We start from the raw sequence: 22,332 nt of genomic DNA, 5'->3' as shown, positions 1-22,332 counted from the left end.
CCGGCCCGGACAGGTCGGTGCCAGCGGCGCGGCAGGGCGCCGCGCGGCGGCCGCTCAGCCCATCAGGACCTGGCCACCATCCACGTTCAAGCTGTGGCCGGTGATCCAGCGCGCCAGCGGCGAGCACAGGAACAGGGCGGCGTCGGCGATTTCCTGCGGATGGCCGAAGCGGCCGAACGGAATCTTCGCCAGGGTGCCGTGGTACAGCGCCGGGTCCTGGTCGCGACGGCGGGCCCAGAGCCCGTCCTCGAATTCGATGGAGCCCGGGGCGATGGCATTGACCCGGATCCGGTCCGGGGCCAGTGCCAGCGCCTGGGAGCTGGTGTAGTGCATCAGCGCCGCCTTGGCGGCCGCGTAGGGGGCCGCGCCGGGGCGTGGTTGCAGGGCGGCGATCGAGCCCAGGTTGAGGATGCAGGCATCGGCCGATTGCCGCAGCCAGGGCAGGGCCAGGCGCGAGGCCCGTACCGCCGCCATCAGGTCCACGCCGAGGCTGGCCTCCCAGCCGGCCTCGTCATCGCTCATGCCGTAGCCGGTAGCGTTGTTGACCAGCACGTCGATACCGCCCAGCGCGCCGGCGGCCTCGGCCAGCCAGCGGCCGATGTCCTCCGGCAGTGCCAGGTCGGCGGCCACGGTGTGCAGGGCCAGGCCCCGCGTGTTTGCCTCGGCACGCAGCGCGGCTAGCCCCTGCTCACCGCGTGCGCAGACCGAGACGCGGGCGCCCGCCGCAGCGAACGCCAGCGCCATCGCGCGGCCGATGCCCTTGCTGCCACCGGCCACCAGGACGCGGCGACCGGTGAAATCCAGCGTCGGCGCGCCCGTGGCCATCACAGGTCGAACTTGATGCCCTGCGCCAGCGGCAGCGAGTCGGAGTAGTTGATGGTGTTGGTCTGGCGGCGCATGTAGACCTTCCAGGCATCCGAGCCGGACTCGCGACCACCGCCGGTGTCCTTCTCGCCACCGAACGCACCGCCGATCTCCGCACCCGAGGTGCCGATGTTGACGTTGGCGATGCCGCAGTCCGAACCGGCCGCCGAGAGGAAGCGCTCGGCGGTCTTGAGGTTGGTGGTGAAGATCGAGGACGACAGGCCCTGCGGCACGCCGTTCTGCATGTCGATGGCCTCGTCCAGCGTGCTGTACTTCATCACGTACAGGATCGGGGCGAAGGTCTCGTGCTGCACGACTTCATCGCTGTTCTTCAGCCCGGTCACGATGGCCGGCAGCACGAAGTTGCCGGCGCGGTCGATGCGGGTGCCGCCGGTCTCCACGGTGCCGCCGCTGGCCTTGGCCTTCTCGATGGAGGCCAGGAACTGCTGCACGGCGCCGTCGCTGTTGAGCGGGCCCATCAGGTTGGCCGGGTCGGTCGGATCGCCGATCTTGCCTTCCACCTGCTTGTAGGCCTTGATCAGCGTGGCCAGCACGTCGTCATGGATGGATTCGTGCACGATCAGGCGGCGCGTGGTGGTGCAGCGCTGGCCGGCAGTGCCGACCGCCCCGAACACGATGCCGGGGATGGCCAGCTTCAGGTCGGCGGTCTCGTCCAGGATGATGGCGTTGTTGCCGCCCAGTTCCAGCAGGCAGCGGCCCAGGCGATGGGCGACCTTTTCAGCCACGGTGCGACCGACCTGGGTGGAGCCGGTGAAGCTGATCAGCGGCACGCGCTTGTCGGCGACCATCTTCTCCGACAGCGAGGTGCCGGCGTCGTTGATCAGGAAGAAGATGTCCGGGAAGCCGGCATCGCGCAGCGCTTCGTTGCAGATCTTCATCGAGGCGATGGCGGTCAGCGGGGTCTTGTTGGACGGCTTCCACAGGCACACATCTCCGCAGATGGCGGCCAGGAACGAGTTCCACGCCCACACCGCGACCGGGAAGTTGAACGCGCTGATGATGCCGACCAGGCCCAGCGGCTGGTACTGCTCGTACATCCGGTGGCCAGGGCGCTCGGAATGCATGGTGTAGCCGTAGAGCATGCGGCTCTGGCCCACGGCGAAGTCGGCGATGTCGATCATCTCCTGCACTTCACCGTCGCCCTCCGGCTTGCTCTTGCCCATTTCCAGGGCGACCAGCGAACCCAGCGCATCCTTGTGCGCGCGCAGCGCTTCGCCGCACAGGCGCACTGCTTCGCCACGGCGCGGGGCCGGGGTGGTGCGCCACACCTTGAAGGCTTCCTGGGCGCGGGCCACGATGGTTTCGTAATCGGCGTCGGTGGTGGCGTGCACGGTGGCGATGGCTTCACCGGTGGTCGGGTTGACCGGGGTGATGGTGCCGGCGCTGGTGGCGCTGGACCACTCGCCGTTGCCCAGATAGGTGCCAGCGTTGGTCGCATCCAGGCCAAGGGCCTTGAGCAGCTCAGAGGACATGCAAACTCCTGTTGCTTATCGAAAAAGGGCGCAGCCGCTGGCAGGGTGGGGGGCGGCATGCAGAACGCCCATTCTAGCCGGTAGCGCCCGCCGATGCCTGGCGGCCTGGGCCGCGCGACCCGGTAGAATGGCGTCCATTGTTCGCCCCCGGGAATCTGAATGAACGTTACCGTTGCAGAAGGTGTGGTCGTCGGCAATCGCCTGCCGTTCGTGTTGTTTGGTGGCCTGAATGTGCTGGAGGACCTGGATTCGACCCTGCATGCGGCCGAACACTTCACCACCGTCACCGCCAAGCTCGGCATCCCGTATGTGTTCAAGGCGTCCTTCGACAAGGCCAACCGGTCCTCGATCAAGTCCTTCCGTGGCGTCGGCCTGGACGACGGCCTGCGCATCTTCGAGGAGGTCAAGCGCCGGTTCGGCGTGCCGGTGATCACCGACGTGCACGAAGTGGCCCAGGCCGCCCCGGTGGCCGAGGTGGTGGACGTGCTGCAGATCCCGGCCTTCCTGGCGCGCCAGACCGACCTGGTGGAGGCCATCGCCCGCACCGGGCGTGCGGTCAACATCAAGAAGCCGCAGTTCCTCAGCCCCACCCAGATCAAGCACATCGTGTCCAAGATCCGCGAGGCGGGCAACGAGAACATCATCCTGTGCGAGCGCGGTGCCCAGTTCGGCTACGACAACCTGGTCGTGGACATGTTGGGCTTCCGCGAGATGATCGAATCCACCGGCGGCCTGCCGGCGATCTTCGATGTGACCCACAGCCTGCAGCGCCGCGACGCCGGCAGCGATGCCTCCGGTGGCCGTCGCCGCCAGGTGGCCGAGCTGGCGCGGTCGGGCATGGCCCTCGGCCTGGCCGGCCTGTTCCTGGAAGCCCATCGCGACCCGGACCACGCCCGCTGCGATGGCCCCAGCGCGTTGCCGCTGGCCGCGCTGGAGCCGTTCCTGGTGCAGATCAAGGCCCTGGACGAGCTGGTCAAGGGGTTCCCGGAACTGGACATCCGCTGAGCCGGCCCGCCCACCTCCGGCGCCGGCGGCCTTGGTCCCGTGGCTGAATGTGGGTATCCTTCACGGCTGCACCGCGCATCGCGCCGTGCAGCTGGTGGAAGCGGCATGCTTCCACTGCATATGGCCCCGTAGCTCAGCTGGATAGAGCGTCCCCCTCCTAAGGGGAAGGTCGCCCGTTCGAATCGGGCCGGGGTCACCAAAATCAAAGGGTTAGAGCGGAAATTCTGGTCATGCTCGCTCTATTTGACTGTATTTATAGATCGATTCGGCACACTTGGCGCAACGCAAACTTGGACGCTAACGCCGTCAAGATTAGATGACTGATCTTGTCTGTGATGCTACAGTAAGATCAGTTGATTGATCTTGGTGGGCATCATGTTCGAGATTGCCAGGCACGATGTTGTGGCGCGTATGCGCTTCGATAACCCTTGGTGGGGGGACAAGGACGCGGATACGCCCTTCCTTTCCGCACCTCGCCGCCGGTACTTCCCTGACTTTCTTGCAAAAGTCCGCAATACACGACTCAAGCGAGCAGTCGTTCTTATGGGGCCGCGTCGCGTTGGGAAGACCGTTATGGTCTACCAAGCGATCGGGGAGCTGCTGAAGTCTGGTGTGACCGGTCAGAAAATATTCTACGTCTCTCTCGAAACGCCGATTTACACTGGATTGTCGCTAGAAGCGATGTTGCGGATGTACCTCGAAGATCAAGGTATTGAGCGACGAGAAACGGTCTATATATTTTTCGACGAAGTTCAGTATCTTAAGGACTGGGAAGTTCATCTCAAGTCGCTGGTAGATTCGTTTCCTGACTATCGATTCGTTGCGACTGGATCTGCAGCTGCTGCGCTTCGTATGAAGAGTCAGGAGTCGGGTGCTGGGCGATTCACTGATTTTATTTTGCCGCCACTAACTTTTGCAGAATACTTGGCGTTCGTTGGCAAGGATTTAAGCCTCATTGACGCAAGGGAGCGAGAGGGTGGTGCGACGTGGACGTATGAAGCGACTAATATCGATGCGCTGAATGCAGAGTTTGTCAACTATTTGAACTACGGCGGCTACCCGGAGGCAGTTATAGTCGAGGAGATCCGTGATGACGCCGAGCAGTATATCAAGAGCGATATCATCGATAAGGTCCTTCTGCGTGACTTGCCAAGTTTGTACGGCATCAGTGATATCCAGGAGTTGAACAAGCTATTCAATACGCTCGCTTACAATACTGGTAATGAGGTGAACCTAGAGGGTTTGTCAAAATCATCGGGCGTCGCAAAGAATACAATTCGAAGATATCTCGAATATCTTGAAGCGGCGTTCCTTATTCGCAGGGTGGATCGCATCGACTGTAATGCGCGGAAATTTAAGCGAGCTATGTCGTTTAAAGTCTACTTGACAAATCCTTCGATGCGAGCAGCCCTTTTCGGCCGCGTCGGCCCGGATGATGAGCATTTCGGTCACATTGTCGAAACCGCAATTTTCTCACAGTGGCAGCATACAGTGAGGGTTGACTTATATTACGCACGATGGGCTACAGGTGAGGTGGATATTGTTTCTCTGGATACCCGCACCCAAAAGCCTCATTGGGCTGTAGAGGTGAAGTGGACGGACAAACCTTGCTCAAGTAATGGTGAACTGAATGCCTGTGTCGAGTTTATTGAGAACAACAAGAATCTATTTGTTAAGGAGATGCTTGTAACTACGCGCACACAGCGTGGGTCCGTCCTTTATAAGAACTGCAAATTTAGATTTGCTCCAGCTGCTGAGTACACATATACGTTGGGTGCCAATCTGCTTGGTGGATCGCGTTGGAATTCGGAAGAAGTAGAGCCCGAGGATCTTTTGGAGGAGTAACGGCTCGCCTTTTATTCGGCTGGCTTCCATTGAAGCCGGCCACACCGGATATTTTTGCTGGCACTATGCGTCTTGTCGCAAGAGAGCACTTCAGTATTTTAGTTTAGTCACGGCCTCGTCGTCGCCGTCTAGAATTAGGCGCGGGTAGTATTTCTCAGTAGTCGCATAGTTGGCATGGCCTGAAAGGACTTGGACGCGGCGCAGAGGCACGCCGGCAATTACCATATGGGCGCAAAACGTGTGCCTCAGACGGTGGAGGTGACCGCCCACGTCTGCAAGGCGGGAGCCCTTCTTGAAACAACCAGACAGGGTGTCCTTGTGCAGCATGTCGAGTGGGTCTTGCAGATGGCTCAAGGTCCACTTGGCACAGCGGTTGAGCGGGACCTCCCGCCACCTTCCTGATTTCGTCCGGCCTTCGCTGGTTTCATCCGGGTCGCTCTCCACCAGCAGCCGCCCAGCCACTACCGAGCTTTTCTCGAGGCCGATGATCTCGCCGCGCCGCAGTCCAGTGTGAGCCATAAAGAGCCAAAGTGGCGCCCTGGCAGGGTTCGTGCGGTACAGTCGGCGCATTGCCGCCCGGTCGTAGAACTTGACAGCCACGCTCCGTACGCCGCGAGGCGCCTCAAGCGAGGCAAGTGGGTTCACGTCAAGTTCCTTTTATTTGACGCCGCGGTTGAACGCCACCTTCAGCCGTCGAATCTCCTTCCCCACAGTTTCCTTTGCTGCCTAGTCGCCCAGTAGCCTGGAGCGCTTGCACTTTTCCACCTCCACAGCGCGGATGCTATCGATCGGCCGATGGCCGAACAACTTCCAATCCAGATACCACTCTAGGTAGTCGCGCACCTTCGGCAGACGCGCGAGCATCGGGACCCCGTGCGTCAGCTCTGCTTCTTTCGCGGCACGAATTCTCTTCGCCTTACGGGCGTCAGGCTGCCCAATGGACCGGCGAAAGCGCTCCCCGCCTTCCGCCCAGTCGAGGTACGCCTTTGCGCCACGCCAGTAAAATCACGAACGTTGGGCGCAGCGGGCGTGCACCAGCTACGAGTAGCGGGTGATCAGGTCCGAGCTGTGGGCGGTCAAGCACCAGGCCCGGCTTTGCGAGGAAATCCAGCCGCTAGAGCGGCTGCGCGAGGCGCTACGCTTGAACCGGAACAGTTGACCCCAAACCGACCCCTGCGTCCGCTAAACCACTGATTCCACAAGATTGCCACTGATCGCGGGTGTTCGCCTTAGTCGTTGTTTCTGTTGATCTTCCCCGACCTTGACATGGTAGATGCCGGCCCCCGGCGTGACTAGCCGAAACCCGCACTAGTGGCCTCGAACTTGCAGTCGTAGATGCACCGATATTCCGCGGTAAGGCGGACTCTTTGGAAGTTCTGCAAGATGCGGTCTCGATGATCAGTCGGCAAAGGTTCCTCTGAGTAGACCATTCGAGCGGTTCCGCCTGCCGCTATCACCGAGCCCTTGAGCAACCCACGCATGCGCATGTCAGGAAAGGTGGTGGCTCCCGAGAGAAGCCTGTTCACAAACTTGTCGATGCCTGAAGCTGAGAGGAGGTCGATCTCTTCGCCATCGATGGCGGCGATGAACCTCTCCAGCGTTGCGGGCCCAACTCCCTCGTTGTTGAGGCCAAGCACGGTGTCGACGCACCCCACCTCAATATCGAGCATCGGCTTGGAACTGAGCCGAAAGTGCTTCCGCTGCAACCATCCAAAGTAAAAGGACGTAACCAGAGCGAGCGCGGCGACGATCAGGCCGCAAGCGGCGACGATGGGCTCTGCGGTGGATGCGGGCGAGCTGGAGGCGGCGGCAACGAGCATGGTTACACCCTGGTCCATAGGAGCGATCACTCTTCAGTATCCCATGCACCCTATGGCGTGTCTCGCAAGGCAATGGCGGAATGAGTCCGTTCAAATTCCGTGCAACTGCAAAAAAGAAAAAGGGCCCGCATTGCTGCGAGCCCTCAATTAGTCGTGGTCGAGGACGGAATCGAACCACCGACACCGGGATTTTCAAGCCTCGCTCATAGGGGTTGCCCGGCGGGCCGGCTACTCCCTTCACGACTTGCACTTCGCAGCAGATGGGCCGCCAGCCGACGATCATCGGGACAGCATTGGCACAATAGCCTCTGGAAGCACCGCGCCATATAGGTGGCTCGCCCCCCTCCTAAGGGGAAGGTCGCCCGTTCGAATCGGGCCGGGGTCACCATAAAGCGCACGGCTGCCTGCCGCCTCGACTTCACCTCACCCTGATACCCGCTGGCTACACTCGCCGCGACCATTCATCAGGGATCGATGTCGTCCATGCGTTCAGTGCCTCGCTGTCTTGCCCATCGCCTCGCTCCGCTGCTCCTCATCGCCCTGGCCGGTTGCTCGCCTGGCACCGGGGAGGACAAGCGCGCCTCCCGCATCCAGGGACCGGCCACCGCCGATGCCGCCAGCCCCGACGCGCCCGCCGACGGCACCGATGACAGCGACAGCGCCGTGCCGCCGATGCCGGCCATTCCCAGCATCGTGGTGCCGGACATTCTGGGCGTCAGCCCGGCCCAACGCGCGCTGGAATCGTCCATGCGATCGATCCTGCGCCCGGTGGAAGGCATCAGCGTGTCGCCGGCGCGCTGCGACGCCAGCGGCGCATTGCTGGCCGGTGGCGGCGTTACCCGGGTGGATGAACGCGGCACGCTGCTGCGCAATGGCGAAGACGGCATCTTCGTGATCCAGCCCGATGGCAGTGGCACGGCCAATTTCGAGGGCGGGCTGATCCGCGTCAATGCCGATGGCAGCGGCACCATCAACGGCGGTGCCGGCGGCGACGGCAGCGATGACGACGCCGCTGCCATCATCCGCGTGCAGGCCGATGGCGCGGGCACCTACAACGGCCCGGCCGGCCTGATCACCTTGGATGGCAAGGGCGCCGGCACCTGGAATGGCGACGGTGGGCTGATCACCAACAACGGTGATGGCAGCGGCACGTGGAACGGGCCGATGGGCCTGGTGCGGATCAATGCCGACGGCTCGGGCACGTGGAACGGCGAGGCCGGCTTGATCACCAACCACGGCGATGGCACCGGCACCATCGGGCCGCCGGCGCGGACTGTGAAAATGCCGCCGATGCCGCGCGTGCCGCCGGCGGGCCGGTTCCCACCGTTGAAGAAGTTTGCGCCGCCCGGCATGCCGTGTGGCTATGTGATCACGCTGAACGACCGGGTGCTGTTCGACTTCGACAAGTCCAACATCCGGCCCGACGCGGCGCAGGTGCTGGACACGCTGGCCGAGGCGTTGGTGGAAGTGGGTGCCGGTCGCATGGAAGTGCGTGGCCACACCGATGCCAAGGGCGAGGACGCCTACAATCAACGGTTGTCCGAACAGCGTGCGGCGTCGGTGATCGCGGCGCTGCAGGCGCGCGACACGGCGCAGCAGGCGGTGGGGAAGGGCTATGGCGAATCGGCGCCGGTCGCGCCCAACCAGATCGATGGGCACGACAACCCCGGTGGCCGGCAGTTGAACCGACGCGTGGAGATATTCGTCCATTCCTGACGCGATGCGTGGCGCGCATGAAGCATTCAGGCACGGGGTGGGGAATCGAGCGCTCACCCTGTAGCCTTTTACAGATGACGCAATCTTCCGCAATACACGCCCTTGCCTACACCAGCCGCGCCGTCGGCGGCCTGACCAACGCCGATCTGGAACGCATCCTGGTGGATGCCTCGATCACCAACCGCGCCCACGATGTGACCGGCGCACTGCTGTATGACGGGTTCCGTTTCCTGCAGTACATCGAAGGTCCGGAAGCGGGGCTGCAGGCGGTGCTCGCCCGCATCGAAGCGGCGCGCAGCCATGCCGGCATCGAGATGCTGGTCAACGGGCCGGTGCCCGAGCGCCATTTCTGGAACTGGTCGATGGCCTGTCGCCACGCGCAGGCCTCGATGATCCAGCGGCTGGAGCGCGCACGCTGGACCGAGCGCGCCCATCCGCATCTGCTGGACCAGGGCGAGGTCAACGAAGGCCTGGCGCTGCTGTCGGCCTTCTGGCAACAGGATCCGCCGCCGCCGCGCTGAGCTCGGCCATCGGCACGGCGCACCCCGGCCCGCTCAGCGCCCGGCCGGGTTGAGATACAGGCGCGCCCCATCCGACTCGCGCCGGCCCGACCAGCGCCCGCCGCCGGCGGGTTTGAACCGGCCGATGACGGTGTTGTTGGTGTCGGTAATGAGCAGTTGCCGGCCCGACATGACCCAGCGGTTGGCCGAAAAGAAGCCGTCGGGGCACCCGGCCGGCACGTAGGCACCGTGGCCGCCGAACCACTCGCTGTCCTTCAGCTCGATGGTGCAGGTGTTGCCGCTTTCCATGCCCAGCGTCCAGTGGCCGGCGATGTCGGCATCGCTGTCATTGCGGTCGCCGAAGCGATCGCCATGGTCGTGGTCGTGGCCCCAGTCGTCGTCCCCGCCAAGGTCCAGATCCACCGAGGCGCCTTTGCGTTCGGTGCGCGTCTCGGTGTGGCGGCTGCCGCTGGTGTCGGTCTGCTGGTTGATCGCACCCAGGTTGCCGAAGGCCTTATCGCCGTTCTGGTCGGTGCTGCTGTTGCCCTGCTGCTGCGGGTCACCCATGCTCTGGGTGGTGGAGGTGGTGGTCGTGGAGCTGGTCTGCTCGCTGCGGGTGGTTTGTTCGTCGATGCCGAACGACGCGTCCTGGGCGTGGGCGATAGCCACGGGCAGGGTGAGGCAGCACAGGCACAGCAGGCGCGAGGGGGCGATGGCCATCAGGGAATCCTCGAGGAAGGCGACAGCCTCGATGCGGGCTCGCAACACGCCCGGAGGCAAGCCAGCGGATCACAGCCGGCGTGAGTTCCCCGAGAAAGCGCGCCCGCGCGGATCCTCAGTTGACGGCAGCCGCCACGGCGCTGCCGTCGAGCGCACCGGGTGCCGGCCGCAACGCGTCGAAGCGGGCATTGCTGATGGCCTGGCGGGCCTGGCAGCCGGGGCAGGTAATGGCCACGCCGCCGGGGATCGCCTGCAGCCCGCCGTCCGCCGTGGCGGTGAAATGCCGTTTGCAGGCCACGCAGGCCACCGCAACCGAGGTGACCGCCCCGGCGTGCGCGTGCCCCGTCTCGGCCAGCCCGTTGACTTCAATCAGTTCGAAAATGCCGGTGCAGGTCATCGGTCTCGCCATTGATCGCCGTTGACAGGATATCGGCCGGGCAGGGCGAAAGCTGTAGCAGCGAAGCGGGTCGGGTGGCCGCGTGACGATCACGCCCCGATTTCCAGGGGGCGTGCGCCGGCGATGCACGCGCTCCTCGCCCGCTGTTTACACCGGGCGCGCCACGCTGCGGTGACATCCCCACCAAAGGTTTGCCGATGAATGCGATGACCACCCCCACCGCACAGGTGCCCACGCCCGACCAAACCCCAATGCCGGCGCCGGCCCCGGTTGAAGTGCCGGCCCCCTCCGCACCGCCCGCGCAGGAGCCGCCGGACGATGTGCCGCCGGCCCACGACCCGCCGCCGCCCGCGCCACCGGTGGAAGATCCGCCGGCGCCGACACCGCGGCCGCCGTCGGCATGAGAAGGCGTGGCGTTGCCGCGTTGAGCTTGAATGTTCAAGCGCGTTGTGCATGTTGGTTGGGCGCGTGCGCGTGAGCAGGGCGCGCACACGTAAACCCCTGCAATACCGGTGATTGGTCATCGTGCCTGCGTGGGGTTGTGGGCAATGCGTGCACGGCCCTGCATGCACGCCGTGAGGCCAAACGCATGCGTTGCACACACCATGCAGACATCTGTTTTCCAGCATGCACACGTCGCTGAACCATGCGGTTTGCATGTCACGCCGACTTCATTGGCGATACGGAAAAGTGGCTCCACCCAAGCACGGGCAAGCCCAAGAAATACAGGAGCAGATCTCAGTGACTACCGAAACCAAGACCGCGCACACCTTGAACGACCTGATCGAAATCGCCCGCGACGGCAAGGACTTCTACACCGAAGCGGCCGGCAAGGTGAAGGACGCCGAACTCTCCGCCCTGTTCACCCGCATCGCCGGGGTGAAGGATGAGCTGGTGCGTTCGCTCAGCGCCAGCGTGCTGGCCGCCGGTGGCAAGCCGGCCGAGCACGGCACGATGGTCGGCTCGATGCAGCAGTTCTACGGCAAGGTGCGCGCCACCCTGGGTGACACCCAGTACGGCTACGTGGCCGAGCTGGAAGAATCCGAAGATCGCCTGCTGAAGGCCTTCAAGGACACCCTGACCGACGCCGATACGCCGCCGGCCGCACGCGCCGAAGTGCAGCGCCTGCTGCCGCAGGTGCAGGAATGCCATGCGGTGATGCGCGATCGCAAGCATGCGATGAAGCCGTAACGGCCCCCGGCCCGGCCCCACGCCGGTGCCTGCATGAACGCGCGACGCACGTCGCCAGACAGCCCCGGCCATGCCGGGGCTGTTGCCGTGGGGCATCCGGACGCCCGCGTACGGGGGGCGGGGAATTGGTGCATACTCGATCGAAAGGGCTCGTGGAATCTGCTATGGAACACATGCGTTGGCTGACGCTTCGTCTTGGCAATAATCAATCCATCGGTCCGAAGGTGCTGTCCGACCTGTGGTCCAACGCCTGCGAAACGAACCAGTCGTCGGTGACCCGCGATACGGTCCCGGGCAAGTCCACCTCGTACGCGCTGCATGCACCGCTGTCGCTGGCCTATCCCAAGCGCGCGGAACTGCGCATGCGCAAGCTGCTTGAAGAAGCCGGCTACACCTTCACCCTCGGTTCGCTGGCCGACCGGCCGGCCGCGCAGCCGCTGCGCACGCGCTGATCATCGCGGCGCCAGGCGCCGCCACAGGATACGCACCGGGGAGCCGCCGGCATGCGTGACCGACTCCAGCGGCGTCCAGCCCAGCCGGCGATACAGGCCGCCGTCATCCGCCTCGGTCTGCAGGTACACATCGCGCACGCCCAGTGCCGCCGCCCGCGCCATCAGCTCCTCGATCAGGCGTGCGGCCAAGCCCCGGCCGCGATGCGACGGGCAGACATAGACCCCGCCCAGCCAGTGCTCGCGCTCGGGATGCTCGGTACGCTCATGGAATTTCAGCTGCGCGGCCGCGACCGGTTCGCCGTTGTCCAGCGCGATCAGCAGCAGCGGCAGCGCACCGTCGTGCAGGAACACTTCCAGCCGCTGGCATTCGTCATCGTGGCTGCGCCCGGGCACGTGGCGGCCCCATTGGGTGAAATACCACATGGCGACAACCGGCAGTAGGGCCGGGTTCTGGCTGAGCAGGATCGGCTCGATGCTCATGGGCGGTGCGCGCATCCGGTGCGCGGCTGCAGCAGGAAAAGAAGAGGCGTCACAGCGAGCATCCCATGCGGACAGGACGCCCCGACTATAACAGCGGCCATCGGAGCGATTCCCGCATTGCGTCACGCCTTCGCCGCGCGCAGACTCGACCGCGTCCCTGCCGGATCGCCCCGTCCCATGTCGTGCGCTGCCTTCAATCTGCGTGGTTTCCAGCGTGATTCCAGCGTGGATCGGCATGCGTTCGCGCAATGGGTGGTGCCGGTGCAGGGCGAACTGGCGTTCGAGCTGGAAGGGCGCGGCGCGCGGTTGGACCTGTATCAGGGCGCGTTCGTGGCGCCCTCGGTCGGGCACGCGCAATGCGCGCTGGAGGCCGACCGCTTCCTGATCGTGGATTGCCCGGCCGGCCTGCTGGACGATGACACGCTGCAGCGGCTGGACCGGCAGCCGGTGCTGGCGCTGCCCGCCCAGGTGCGGGCGATGGCGCAGCGGGTGGGCGCGCATCGCCCGGCCCAGATCGAGGCCAGCGTGGTGGCGCGCGAACTGCCCGCGTTGCTGGCGGCGTTTTCGCTGGCCGGCAGTGCCACCCGGCTGCAGGCGGTATGTGCGCGCATCGAACAGGAACCCGGCCAGCCCTGGCCGGTGGAGCGGATCGCGATGGCGGTGGGGGTCAGCGGCAGCCGCGTGCATGCGTTGTTCCGCCAGGCCTTCGGCATGAGCCCATTGGCCTGGCTCAGCGCCTGCCGGTTGCGCTGGGCCCGCGGCCACCTGGCCAGCGGCGACCTGCCCATCGCCAGCATCGCCCTGCATGCCGGGTACTCCGAGCAGAGTGCACTGACCCGGGCGCTGCGCCGCGAGTGGGGGATGACCCCGGCCGACTACCGCCGCCGCTACCGGCAGTAGCCTGGGTCAAGAACGGCCGCGCGCGCCTGCCTACACTGACAGGCCTTTCCAGACCGCAGCCTGCGCACACTGATGAATCGATCGATGGGAGTTGGCCTGGCCAACGGCGTGGCGGCCGGCGCGCTGTGGGGCGTGGTGTTCCTGGCCCCGGCAATGTTGAGCCGGTTCAGCGCGGTGCAGCTCTCGGCGGGCCGTTACCTGGTTTACGGTCTGATCGCGGTGGTGCTGCTGGCCCCGCGCTGGCGCGAGCTGCGCACCCGGATCGGGATGGCGGAGTGGCGTGGGCTGCTGTGGCTGAGCCTGGCCGGCAACCTGGTGTATTTCGTGTTGCTGGCCAATGCGGTGCAGTGGGCCGGCGGCGCGGCGGCGTCGTTGATCGTCGGGCTGATCCCGGTGGTGGTGACCCTGTTCGGCGTGCGGGAGAAGGGCGCCGTGCCGTTGCGGCGGCTGGCACCGGCGCTGCTGCTGTGCCTGCTCGGCGTGGGGCTGGTGGGGTATGAAGCGCTGCAGGCCGAGCATGCGTCCGGCTCCACCGGGCGGCGCTTGCTGGGCCTGCTGTGCGCGGTCGGGGCGTTGCTGTCCTGGGCGCTGTACTCGATCGGCAACAGCCGCTGGCTGGCGCGCCGGCCGGACCTGTCCGGGCACGACTGGTCCTTGCTCACCGGCGTGGCCACCGGCGGCCTGGCGCTGCTGCTGGTGCCCAGCGCGTTCGTGTTCTCCACCACCGCGCATGACGGCGCGCAGTGGGGCGGCTTCTGGTTGATCTGCGCCGGCGTGGCGGTGGTGGCCTCGGTGCTGGGCAACGCCTGCTGGAATCGCGCCAGCCGCAACCTGCCGTTGACCCTGACCGGGCAGATGATCGTGTTCGAAACGCTGTTCGCGCTGCTGTACGGGTTTGCCTGGCAACAGCGCTGGCCGAGCGCGACCGAGGCAGTGGCGATCGCCTGCCTGGTCTCGGGCGTGGTGATGTGCGCCCATGCGCACCGACCGCCGCGCGCGGTGGCCGAACACGTGGGCTGAAGCCCGGCGGCCGGCGGCGCCCGCCGGCGCTGGATGGTGTCAATCGCAACTTTTTTGCCGACGTTGCCGGCCGATCGCGGCGGGTGCCAGGTTGCACTGCAACACTTGACAAGGCCCCCGGCGGCGTAGTTTTCTTGACCCATGGTCTTCCTCGCCGCCACCGCCCCGTTTGCCAGCACCGCGCCTGCGGTTGGCCGGGCCATGCCGCGCCGGGCCATCGGTAGCACCACCATTACCACCGTCACCACTCGCCCGGTGCGGCCCGTCGTCTTCGCGTAATTTCCGAAAACAACGGCCCCGCACCCGGAACAGGTTGCGGGGGAGCGCCTTCAACCTGACCCGACGCGGGGCCTCTCATCGAGGTCTACATGTCTTCCGTCGCTGTCTCTCCTGCTGTTGCTGATGCCGCCGCCCCGCACCTGCGGGCCGCCACGTCCACGGTCGTGCACAAGTTCGGTGGCACCTCGGTGGCCGATGCCGAGCGCTACCGCCACGTGGCCGGCCTGCTGCGCGCCCGCGACGAGGCCGTGCAGGTCACCGTGGTCTCGGCGATGAAGGGCGTCACCGATGCGTTGATCACCCTGGCCACGCGCGCCGCCGAAGGCGGGTCGCAGTGGCGCGAGGACTGGCATGCACTGCGCGCGCGCCATCGCGGCGCGGCCGTGGCCCTGCTGGCCGAGCACGCCGGCCCCACCGTGGAGTGGCTGGATGCGCGCTTCGACCACCTGGCCGAAGTGCTGGGCGCGCTGGCGGTGATCGGCGAGCTGCCGGTGGAGGTGCTGGACCGCGTGCAGGGCCTGGGCGAGGTCTACTCGGCGCACCTGCTGGGCCACTACCTGCAGAGCCTGGGCGAAGACTGCGCCGTGCTGGATGCGCGCGAGGTGCTGGTGGTCGATCGCGGCGAACTGGGCGTGGACGTGGACTGGGTGCAGAGCGCGCAGCGCCTGGCCGGCTGGCGCCAGGCCCATCCCGGCGCGCGGGTGGTGGCCACCGGCTTCGTCGCCCGCGACCGGCGCGATCGGGTCACCACGCTGGGCCGCAACGGCAGCGACTATTCCGGGGCGATCTTCGCCGCGCTGTTCAACGCCGACGAACTGCACATCTGGACCGATGTGGATGGTGTGCTGTCGGCCGACCCGCGCGTGGTGCCCGAGGCGGTGCAGTTGGAAGCGTTGAGTTACGACGAGGCCTGCGAGCTGGCCTATTTCGGTGCCAAGGTGGTGCACCCGCAGACCATGTCGCCGGCGATCGAGCGCGGCCTGCCAATCATCATCCGCAACACCTTCCGCCCCGACCACCCGGGCACGCGGATCACCGCCGAGCGCACCGCCTCCGGCCCGATCAAGGGGCTGACGCTGAGCCCGGACCTGGCCCTGCTGAACCTGGAAGGCACCGGCCTGATCGGCGTGCCGGGCACGGCCGAGCGGGTGTTTGCCGCCCTGCGCACCGCGCACGTGTCGGTGGTGATGATCTCGCAGGGCTCCTCGGAGCATTCGATCTGCTGCGTGGTCCGCCAGGCCGAGGCACTGCGCGCGCGCGATGCGTTGCGCCAGGCCTTCGCCCATGAACTCAGCCTGGGCCAGGTGCAGCGCGTGCAGCTTACCGACAACGTGAGCGTGCTGGCCGCGGTGGGCGATGGCATGGCCGGGCAGCCCGGCGTGGCCGCGCGCCTGTTCGAATCGCTGGGACGGGCGCAGGTCAACATCCTGGCCATCGCCCAGGGCTCGTCCGAGCGCAACATCTCCGTGGCGGTGGACAGCGGCCAGGCGACCAAGGCGCTGCGCGCGGCGCACGCCGGCTTCTGGCTGTCGCCGCAGACGTTCTCGGTGGGAGTGATCGGGCCGGGCAACGTGGGCGCGGCGCTGCTGGACCAGTTGCAGGCCGCGCAACCGCACCTGCTGGAACGTGCCAACGTGGACCTGCGGCTGCGTGCGGTGGCCTCGCGCAGCCGCATGCTGCTGGAACTGCGCGGCGCACAGGGCGACTGGCGCGCCGCGTTGGCGGCGCAGTCGCGCCCCACCGACCTGGACGCGTTCACCGAGCACCTGCTGTCGGCGCACCTGCCGCACGCCTTGATCATCGATTGCAGCGGCAGTGCCGAGGTGGCCGATCGCTATGCCGACTGGCTGGCGGCCGGCATCCACGTGGTCACCCCCAACAAGCAGGCCGGCGCCGGCCCGCTGCAGCGCTACCACGCCATCGGCGCGGCCGCCGCCGCCAGCGGCGCGCGCTTCCGCTACGAGGCCACGGTGGGCGCGGGCCTGCCGGTGATCACCACCCTGCGCGACCTGGTGGATACCGGCGACGACGTGCTGGCCATCGACGGCATCTTCTCGGGCACGCTGGCGTGGCTGTTCAACAAATACGACGGGCAGGTGCCGTTCTCGGCGCTGGTCGCGCAGGCGCGCGGCATGGGCTATACCGAGCCGGACCCGCGCGATGACCTCTCCGGCGTGGATGTGGCGCGCAAGCTGGTGATCCTGGCGCGCGAGGCCGGGCGCGCGTTGAGCCTGGACCAGGTGCAGGTGGAAAGCCTGGTGCCCGATGCGCTGCGGCAGGCCAGCGTGGAGGCGTTCATGGATGGCCTGGACGCGGTCGATGCCGCACTGGCCGAGCGGCTGGCGCAGGCACGTGGACGCGGCGCGGTGCTGCGTTATGTGGCGCGCCTGTCCGCCGACGGGGCGCAGGTGGGGCTGGTGGAGCTGCCGGCCAGTCACGCCTTCGCCAACCTGCGCCTGACCGACAACGTGGTGCAGTTCACCACGCGGCGCTATTGCGACAACCCGCTGGTGGTGCAGGGCCCCGGGGCCGGCCCGGAAGTGACCGCTGCCGGCGTGTTTGCCGACGTGCTGCGCGTGGCCGTGGGCGAAGGAGCGCGCCTGTGAGCGCACGTGCAGGGCAGGTGGCCCGCGCGTTCTCGCCGGCCTCGGTGGGCAATGCAGCGGTGGGCTTTGACATCCTCGGGCACGCGATCGCCGGGGTGGGCGATACGGTGAGCGTGCGCCGCATCGAGGCGCCGGAAGTGCGCATCAGCGCCATCCGCGGCACGACCTTCGCGCTGCCGCTGGCGGCCCCGGACAACACCGCCGGGGCGGCATTGATCGCCCTGCGCGACGCGCTGGCGCTGCCGTTCGGCTTCGAGGTGGAGATCGACAAGGGCATCGCGCTGGGCTCGGGCATGGGCGGCTCGGCGGCGTCCTGCGTGGCCGCGCTGGTGGCCGCCAATGCGCTGCTGGACACGCCCTTGCCGCGTGCCGCGCTGTATCCCTTCGCCCTGACCGGCGAAGCGGTGGCCAGCGGTGGCCGGCATGGCGACAACCTCGGCCCGATGCTGCTGGGCGGGCTGGTGCTGAGTACCGCCGACCGGCTCGTGCCGATCCCGGTGCCGGCGGCCTGGCACAGCCTGCTGGTGCATCCGGACGCGGTGCTGGAAACCCGCCGCGCGCGCGCCGCGCTGCAGGGCGACTACGTGCTGGGCGAGTTCGTGCAGCAAAGCGCGCACCTGGCGCTGGTGCTGTGCGGCTGCTTCAACGCCGATGCCGCGCTGGTGCGCGCGGGTCTGCGCGATGTGCTGGTGGAACCACGCCGCGCTAGCCTGATCGCGGGATTTGCCGGCGCCCGCGATGCGGCACTGGCCGCCGGTGCGATGGGCGCCAGCATTTCCGGGGCCGGGCCCAGCGTGTTTGCCTGGTTCGAGCAGCGCGAGCAGGCGCTCGCCGCGCAGGCCGCGGTGCAGGGTGCCTTCGCCGAGGTGGGCTTGCCCAGCCAGGCGTGGGTGTCGCCGTTGAATGCCCCCGGCGCGCAGCTGCTGTGAGCGCCTTTCCTTCCCTTTCCGCAGGCCTTGAGATGAATTTCGTTTCCACCCGTCATGCCGCCCCCCCGGCCACGCTGAGCCAGGCCATCGCGGCCGGGCTGGCCCCCGATGGCGGCCTGTATGTGCCCGCGCAGCGCCCGCAGCCGCAGACGTGGCAGCCCCAGGGTTCCCTGGCCGCCGATGCCGCCGCGGTGCTGGCCCCGTTTTTCCAGGGCGATGCGCTGCACCCGGCGTTGTCGTCCTTGTGCGCGCAGGCCTTCGATTTCCCTGCGCCGCTGCGCGCACTGGCCACGCCTGGCGACCACGTGCTGGAGCTGTTCCACGGCCCCACGGCCGCGTTCAAGGATTTCGGTGCGCGCTTCCTGGCCGCCAGCCTGGCCCGGCTGCAGCAGGGGCAGGCGCGTGAGCTGACCATCGTGGTGGCCACCTCCGGTGACACCGGCGCCGCCGTGGCGGCCGCGTTCCATCGCCAGCCGGGCATCCGCGTGGTGGTGCTGTATCCCGATGGCCGGGTGTCGCCGCGCCAGGCCCACCAGCTGGGCTGCTTCGGCGACAACATCCACGCGCTGCGGGTGGCCGGTTCGTTCGACGATTGCCAGGCGATGGTCAAGCAGGCGCTGGGCGACCGCGCATTGCAGGCGCAGGTGCCGCTGAGTTCGGCCAACAGCATCAGCCTGGGGCGCTGGCTGCCGCAGATGAGCTACTACGCGCACGCCGCGCTGACCCACCATGCGGCCACCGGGCAGGTGCTCAACCTGGTGGTGCCCACCGGCAACCTGGGCAATGCGATGGCCGCGCTGCTGGCGCGGGCGATGGGGCTGCCGCTGGGGCGCATCGCGCTGGCGACCAACGCCAACGACGTGCTGCCGCGCTTCTTCCACGGCGCGCCCTACCAGCCGGCCACCAGCGTGGCCACCCTGGCCAACGCGATGGACGTGGGCGCACCGAGCAACTTCGAACGCCTGCGCTGGCTATATGCCGGGGATGATGCGGCGCTGCGCGCCGACTTGCGGGTGGAGGCGGTGGACGATGCGGCCATCCGCGCGTTGATCGCGCGGCGCTGGGCGCAGGCGGGCGAGGTGTTCTGCCCGCATACCGCCACGGCGGTGGCACTGCTGGAGCAGCTGCGGGCCGAGGGCGCGCAGGGGCATTGGGCGGTGGCGGCCACCGCGCATCCGGCCAAGTTCGAATCGGTGGTGGAGCCCTTGATCGGCCAGGCATTGCCGGTGCCACCGGCGCTGGCCGATCTGCTGCAGCGCCCGGCCCATGCCGAGCCGTGTGCGCCGGACTATGCGGCGTTGCGCGAGGCGCTGCTGCAGGCGCGGTAACGCGGTGCGGTGATGACGCCGCGGGCGCGCCGGGTGGGCGGGCTAGGGATCGCCGGCCAGCTGCTGCAGGCCGGCTTCGTCGAGGATCTCGACGGTGTTCAGGTGGGGCAGGGCGATCAGGCCCTGCTGGCGCAGCTTGGTGAACGTGCGGCTCACCGTTTCCATGGTCAGGCCAAGGTGGTCGGCGATGTCGCCACGGCCCATCGGCAGGGTCACGCGCAGCCCGTCGGCGCCGAGCATCGCCTCGCGTGCCGCCAGCCGCAGCAGGAAATCGGCCAGCTTCTCGGCCGGCTGCAGCCGCGCCAGCGACAGGGCCGCATCCTGGGCGGCATCCAGTGCCTGGCAGGCGCGCTGCAGCAGCTTGCGTTCCAGGTGCGGGTAGCGCGCGCGCAGGTCTTTCATCTGCGGCAACGCCACGCGGCAGACGCGGCTGTCGGCGATGGCTTCGATGTCGTAGCGGTGATGGTCGCTGCCGGTCAGGCCCAGGTAGTCGCCGGGCAGCACGAAGCCGCTGATCTGGCGGCGGCCATCGGCCAGGGTGCGGACCAGCCGCAAGGCGCCGCTGGTCAAGGTATAGACATGTTGGCGCGCCTCGCCGGCGCGGGCCAGGGTGGCGCCCAGCGGCAACGGCAGGGACACCGTGACCCGTTCCAGGGCCTGCACTTCGTCCGGGGACAGCGCCGAACACACCGCCAGGTGGCGCACCGAGCAGTGCAGGCAGTCGCGCAGCGGCGAACACCCCGGGCTGGACGGGTCTTCAACAGCGGAAAGGGCGGTGCCGGAGTGGGGCCGGGTCATGTCGAACCAGTGGAACGGGGCACGCTCATGATACGGCATGCGGCCGTTGGCCCGGACCGTGGCGGTGGCAGGGCCCGGCTGCGGCTAGAATATGCCGCTAGCTCATCCCCCCGATTCGCAGGAGTCCCGCAAGTGATCAAGCCCCGTACGCCGCCCGGCATCATGGAATTGCTGCCGCGCGAGCAGATCGCGTTCCAGCGCATGCTGGACGTCATCCGCCGCAATTACGAGCGGTTCGGGTTCCTGCCGGTGGAGACGCCGGTGTTCGAGCTGTCCGACGTGCTGCTCACCAAGTCCGGCGGTGAAACCGAGCGCCAGGTGTATTTCGTGCAGTCCACCGGCGCGCTGGCCAATGCGGCCGAAGCGGGCGACAAGGCCCTGCCCGAGCTGGCCCTGCGTTTCGACCTGACGGTGCCGCTGGCGCGTTACGTGGCCGAACACGAGCACGACCTGACCTTCCCGTTCCGCCGTTACCAGATGCAGCGCGTGTACCGCGGCGAGCGCGCCCAGCGTGGCCGCTTCCGCGAGTTCTACCAGTGCGACATCGATGTGATCGGCAAGGACAGCCTGAGCACGCGCTACGACGCCGAAGTGCTGGCGGTGATCCATGCGGTGTTCGCCGAGCTGCGGATCGGCGATTTCTCGGTGCAGTTGAACAACCGCAAGCTGCTGCGCGGTTTCTTCGAAGGCCTGGGCGTTGCCGATGGCGAGCGCCAGCTGGCAGTGCTGCGCGAAGTGGACAAGCTGGACAAGCGCGGCCCGGATTACGTGCGCGAGACGCTGGTGGGCGAGGGCTTCAACATCCCCGCCGAGCAGGTCGAGCGGATCCTGGCCTTCGTGGCGGTGCGCTCGAGCAGCCATGCCGACGCGCTGGCGCAGCTGGACGCCCTGCTGGCCGATCCGGCCGCGAGCGAGACGTTGAAGGTGGGCGTGGCCGAGCTGCGCGAGGTGCTGGAACTGGTGAAGGCGCTGGGCGTGCCGGACACGGCGTACTGCCTGAACTTCTCCATCGCCCGTGGCCTGGATTACTACACCGGCACGGTGTATGAGACCACGCTGACCGACCACCCGCAGATCGGCTCGATCTGCTCGGGCGGCCGCTATGAAGACCTGGCCAGCCACTACAGCAAGTCGCGGCTGCCGGGCGTGGGCATTTCGATCGGGTTGACGCGGTTGTTCTGGCAGCTGCGTGAAGCGGGGTTGATCGCGGGGATCGAGGACAGCAGCGTGCACGCGCTGGTGGCGTTGATGGATGACGCGAGCCTGCCGCAGTCGCTGGACATCGCCCGCCGGCTGCGCGCCGGTGGCATCAATGCCGAAGTGCAGATGGAGCCGAAGAAGATCGGCAAGCAGTTCCAGTACGCGGCCAAGGCAGGGATCCGTTTCGTGGTGCTGGCCGGTGAAGACGAGCTGGCGCGCGGGGTGGTGGCGGTGAAGGACCTGCTGCGCGAGCAGCAGTTCGAGGTGGCCCGCGAGGAGCTGGCAAGCGCGCTGCAGGTGGAGTTGGAGCAGGCCAGGGTCATGTCGTGAAGCGGGCGGCGGCGGGGGCGCTGATGGCGCTCCTGCTGGCGGCCTGCCAGAGCGACCCGTCGCTGCAGAGCACGCGGGTGGGGGCGGGCCATTACCGGTTGACGGTGGATCGCTGTCGCGTGGTGGACGAGGCGATGCTGGAGGACGATCTGCGCGCGCTGGCGGGCAGGCTGTGTCCGCACGGGGCGGGGCCGCTGGATGCGCTGGCGCCGTTGCCGAGCCGGCAGGGCAGTCTGTTCGGGGAATGCCTGCGCCGGGGTGCCCTGCGCGCGGAGGTGCATTGCAAGGACGGCTGAGGTCGATGGCCTTCGCTGCCTCGTGGGTGTGGTGTGGTCCCGGGCTTGCTGCGTTGGTGATGCGGTTGATTGAAGAAGAACGCCTTGGTTCCTGTGGGAATCGAGGCGTTTTTTTTGGTTCTTCGCCCATCTGCGGGGTAAAGGCTTTGCTGAAGCACGCGCG

Annotated in this window: 21 protein-coding genes and 1 tRNA gene; 14 read left to right on the top strand and 8 right to left on the bottom strand. The window is 67.2% G+C overall.

Features of this window, described 5'->3' with window-relative positions; translation table 11 throughout:
* Positions 1–54: 54 nt before the first annotated feature.
* Together RSA25_RS03240 and RSA25_RS03235 are read right to left on the bottom strand one after the other, a co-directional pair.
* On the bottom strand, positions 55–825 hold the full coding sequence (locus RSA25_RS03240) for an SDR family oxidoreductase (RefSeq protein ID WP_332807480.1): 771 nt from the start codon (positions 823–825) through the stop codon (positions 55–57).
* Complete coding sequence (locus tag RSA25_RS03235) at positions 825–2,357, bottom strand: aldehyde dehydrogenase family protein (protein ID WP_332807479.1); 1,533 nt, start codon at positions 2,355–2,357, stop codon at positions 825–827. The genes RSA25_RS03240 and RSA25_RS03235 overlap by 1 nt, the downstream gene beginning before the upstream one ends.
* Before the next feature lie 159 nt (positions 2,358–2,516).
* On the opposite strand from RSA25_RS03235, the gene kdsA reads away from it, so the two are divergent.
* The 3 genes from kdsA (at position 2,517) to RSA25_RS03220 (ending at position 5,207) form a co-directional block, all read left to right on the top strand.
* Complete coding sequence (kdsA, locus tag RSA25_RS03230; RefSeq protein ID WP_332807478.1) at positions 2,517–3,362, top strand: 3-deoxy-8-phosphooctulonate synthase; 846 nt, start codon at positions 2,517–2,519, stop codon at positions 3,360–3,362.
* Positions 3,363–3,484: 122 nt separating this feature from the next.
* Positions 3,485–3,561 (top strand) — tRNA-Arg (locus RSA25_RS03225).
* A gap of 176 nt (positions 3,562–3,737) precedes the next feature.
* On the top strand, positions 3,738–5,207 hold the full coding sequence (locus tag RSA25_RS03220) for an ATP-binding protein (RefSeq protein WP_332807477.1): 1,470 nt from the start codon (positions 3,738–3,740) through the stop codon (positions 5,205–5,207).
* A 90-nt stretch (positions 5,208–5,297) separates the two neighbouring features.
* Here the strand turns inward: RSA25_RS03220 and RSA25_RS03215 are convergent, their stop codons facing one another.
* Both RSA25_RS03215 and RSA25_RS03210 read right to left on the bottom strand, forming a co-directional pair.
* A complete protein-coding gene (locus RSA25_RS03215) occupies positions 5,298–5,852 on the bottom strand; it encodes a tyrosine-type recombinase/integrase (protein WP_332807476.1) in 555 nt (184 codons plus the stop codon).
* A 647-nt stretch (positions 5,853–6,499) separates the two neighbouring features.
* Positions 6,500–7,027 carry a hypothetical protein gene (locus tag RSA25_RS03210; protein WP_332807475.1) on the bottom strand — a complete coding sequence of 176 codons (528 nt, stop codon included), beginning with the start codon at positions 7,025–7,027 and terminating at the stop codon, positions 6,500–6,502.
* Between the two features lie 483 nt (positions 7,028–7,510).
* Here RSA25_RS03210 and RSA25_RS03205 point away from each other — a divergent pair, with 483 nt between their 5' ends.
* On the top strand, positions 7,511–8,743 hold the full coding sequence (locus RSA25_RS03205) for an OmpA family protein (RefSeq protein ID WP_332807474.1): 1,233 nt from the start codon (positions 7,511–7,513) through the stop codon (positions 8,741–8,743).
* Between the two features lie 74 nt (positions 8,744–8,817).
* Entirely contained in the window at positions 8,818–9,264 is a 447-nt protein-coding gene (locus tag RSA25_RS03200) for a BLUF domain-containing protein (protein WP_332807473.1), read from the top strand.
* A 33-nt stretch (positions 9,265–9,297) separates the two neighbouring features.
* On the opposite strand, the gene RSA25_RS03195 is transcribed toward RSA25_RS03200, so the two are convergent.
* Complete coding sequence (locus RSA25_RS03195; RefSeq protein WP_332807472.1) at positions 9,298–9,963, bottom strand: AprI/Inh family metalloprotease inhibitor; 666 nt, start codon at positions 9,961–9,963, stop codon at positions 9,298–9,300.
* Between the two features lie 115 nt (positions 9,964–10,078).
* The gene (locus tag RSA25_RS03190; RefSeq protein ID WP_332807471.1) at positions 10,079–10,360 is read right to left on the bottom strand and encodes a hypothetical protein; all 282 of its coding nucleotides are present in this window, start codon (positions 10,358–10,360) and stop codon (positions 10,079–10,081) included.
* 741 nt (positions 10,361–11,101) lie between these two features.
* Between RSA25_RS03190 and RSA25_RS03185 the strand changes: the two genes are divergently transcribed.
* A complete protein-coding gene (locus tag RSA25_RS03185) occupies positions 11,102–11,551 on the top strand; it encodes a PA2169 family four-helix-bundle protein (protein ID WP_332807470.1) in 450 nt (149 codons plus the stop codon).
* 173 nt (positions 11,552–11,724) lie between these two features.
* The gene (locus RSA25_RS03180; protein WP_332807469.1) at positions 11,725–12,003 is read left to right on the top strand and encodes a hypothetical protein; all 279 of its coding nucleotides are present in this window, start codon (positions 11,725–11,727) and stop codon (positions 12,001–12,003) included.
* On the opposite strand, the gene RSA25_RS03175 is transcribed toward RSA25_RS03180, so the two are convergent.
* Positions 12,004–12,498, bottom strand: a complete 495-nt coding sequence (locus RSA25_RS03175) for a GNAT family N-acetyltransferase (RefSeq protein WP_332807468.1) — start codon at positions 12,496–12,498, stop codon at positions 12,004–12,006.
* Positions 12,499–12,660: 162 nt separating this feature from the next.
* Here RSA25_RS03175 and RSA25_RS03170 point away from each other — a divergent pair, with 162 nt between their 5' ends.
* The 5 genes from RSA25_RS03170 to thrC all read left to right on the top strand — a co-directional run bounded on the left by RSA25_RS03170 (position 12,661) and on the right by thrC (position 19,545).
* The gene (locus tag RSA25_RS03170) at positions 12,661–13,383 is read left to right on the top strand and encodes an AraC family transcriptional regulator (protein ID WP_332807467.1); all 723 of its coding nucleotides are present in this window, start codon (positions 12,661–12,663) and stop codon (positions 13,381–13,383) included.
* Positions 13,384–13,455: 72 nt separating this feature from the next.
* Positions 13,456–14,403 (top strand): DMT family transporter, encoded by a 948-nt coding sequence (locus tag RSA25_RS03165; RefSeq protein ID WP_332807466.1) that lies wholly within the window; start codon positions 13,456–13,458, stop codon positions 14,401–14,403.
* Between the two features lie 368 nt (positions 14,404–14,771).
* Positions 14,772–17,288 (top strand): bifunctional aspartate kinase/homoserine dehydrogenase I, encoded by a 2,517-nt coding sequence (gene thrA / locus RSA25_RS03160; protein WP_332807465.1) that lies wholly within the window; start codon positions 14,772–14,774, stop codon positions 17,286–17,288.
* Positions 17,285–18,217 (top strand): homoserine kinase, encoded by a 933-nt coding sequence (locus tag RSA25_RS03155; RefSeq protein WP_332807464.1) that lies wholly within the window; start codon positions 17,285–17,287, stop codon positions 18,215–18,217. Before thrA ends, RSA25_RS03155 begins: the two co-directional genes overlap by 4 nt.
* 32 nt (positions 18,218–18,249) lie before the next feature.
* Positions 18,250–19,545 (top strand): threonine synthase, encoded by a 1,296-nt coding sequence (gene thrC, locus RSA25_RS03150; RefSeq protein WP_332807463.1) that lies wholly within the window; start codon positions 18,250–18,252, stop codon positions 19,543–19,545.
* A gap of 42 nt (positions 19,546–19,587) precedes the next feature.
* On the opposite strand, the gene RSA25_RS03145 is transcribed toward thrC, so the two are convergent.
* The gene (locus RSA25_RS03145; RefSeq protein ID WP_332807462.1) at positions 19,588–20,343 is read right to left on the bottom strand and encodes a helix-turn-helix domain-containing protein; all 756 of its coding nucleotides are present in this window, start codon (positions 20,341–20,343) and stop codon (positions 19,588–19,590) included.
* A gap of 132 nt (positions 20,344–20,475) precedes the next feature.
* On the opposite strand from RSA25_RS03145, the gene hisS reads away from it, so the two are divergent.
* A complete protein-coding gene (hisS, locus tag RSA25_RS03140; RefSeq protein ID WP_332807461.1) occupies positions 20,476–21,873 on the top strand; it encodes a histidine--tRNA ligase in 1,398 nt (465 codons plus the stop codon).
* Positions 21,874–21,896: 23 nt separating this feature from the next.
* A complete protein-coding gene (locus RSA25_RS03135) occupies positions 21,897–22,169 on the top strand; it encodes a hypothetical protein (RefSeq protein ID WP_332807460.1) in 273 nt (90 codons plus the stop codon).
* Positions 22,170–22,332: the final 163 nt, after the last annotated feature.

This window comes from Stenotrophomonas sp., from assembly GCF_036662295.1.
Classification (GTDB): domain Bacteria; phylum Pseudomonadota; class Gammaproteobacteria; order Xanthomonadales; family Xanthomonadaceae; genus Stenotrophomonas.
The sequence above is the reverse complement of the archived record's forward strand: the minus strand, read 5'-3'. Positions and strand labels throughout refer to the sequence as shown.

Excerpts from the sequence above, each read along its gene's own strand:
- thrC (WP_332807463.1), top strand. The coding sequence starts at position 18,250 with ATGAATTTCGTTTCCACCCGTCATGCCGCCCCCCCGGCCACGCTGAGC.
- RSA25_RS03165 (WP_332807466.1), top strand. The coding sequence starts at position 13,456 with ATGAATCGATCGATGGGAGTTGGCCTGGCCAACGGCGTGGCGGCCGGC.
- RSA25_RS03190 (WP_332807471.1), bottom strand. The coding sequence starts at position 10,360 with ATGACCTGCACCGGCATTTTCGAACTGATTGAAGTCAACGGGCTGGCC.
- thrA (WP_332807465.1), top strand. The coding sequence starts at position 14,772 with ATGTCTTCCGTCGCTGTCTCTCCTGCTGTTGCTGATGCCGCCGCCCCG.
- RSA25_RS03135 (WP_332807460.1), top strand. The coding sequence starts at position 21,897 with ATGGCGCTCCTGCTGGCGGCCTGCCAGAGCGACCCGTCGCTGCAGAGC.
- RSA25_RS03210 (WP_332807475.1), bottom strand. The coding sequence starts at position 7,027 with ATGCTCGTTGCCGCCGCCTCCAGCTCGCCCGCATCCACCGCAGAGCCC.
- RSA25_RS03145 (WP_332807462.1), bottom strand. The coding sequence starts at position 20,343 with ATGACCCGGCCCCACTCCGGCACCGCCCTTTCCGCTGTTGAAGACCCG.
- RSA25_RS03220 (WP_332807477.1), top strand. The coding sequence starts at position 3,738 with ATGTTCGAGATTGCCAGGCACGATGTTGTGGCGCGTATGCGCTTCGAT.
- RSA25_RS03195 (WP_332807472.1), bottom strand. The coding sequence starts at position 9,963 with ATGGCCATCGCCCCCTCGCGCCTGCTGTGCCTGTGCTGCCTCACCCTG.
- RSA25_RS03180 (WP_332807469.1), top strand. The coding sequence starts at position 11,725 with ATGCGTTGGCTGACGCTTCGTCTTGGCAATAATCAATCCATCGGTCCG.
- RSA25_RS03240 (WP_332807480.1), bottom strand. The coding sequence starts at position 825 with ATGGCCACGGGCGCGCCGACGCTGGATTTCACCGGTCGCCGCGTCCTG.
- RSA25_RS03175 (WP_332807468.1), bottom strand. The coding sequence starts at position 12,498 with ATGCGCGCACCGCCCATGAGCATCGAGCCGATCCTGCTCAGCCAGAAC.
- kdsA (WP_332807478.1), top strand. The coding sequence starts at position 2,517 with ATGAACGTTACCGTTGCAGAAGGTGTGGTCGTCGGCAATCGCCTGCCG.
- RSA25_RS03235 (WP_332807479.1), bottom strand. The coding sequence starts at position 2,357 with ATGTCCTCTGAGCTGCTCAAGGCCCTTGGCCTGGATGCGACCAACGCT.
- RSA25_RS03200 (WP_332807473.1), top strand. The coding sequence starts at position 8,818 with ATGACGCAATCTTCCGCAATACACGCCCTTGCCTACACCAGCCGCGCC.
- RSA25_RS03205 (WP_332807474.1), top strand. The coding sequence starts at position 7,511 with ATGCGTTCAGTGCCTCGCTGTCTTGCCCATCGCCTCGCTCCGCTGCTC.
- RSA25_RS03170 (WP_332807467.1), top strand. The coding sequence starts at position 12,661 with ATGTCGTGCGCTGCCTTCAATCTGCGTGGTTTCCAGCGTGATTCCAGC.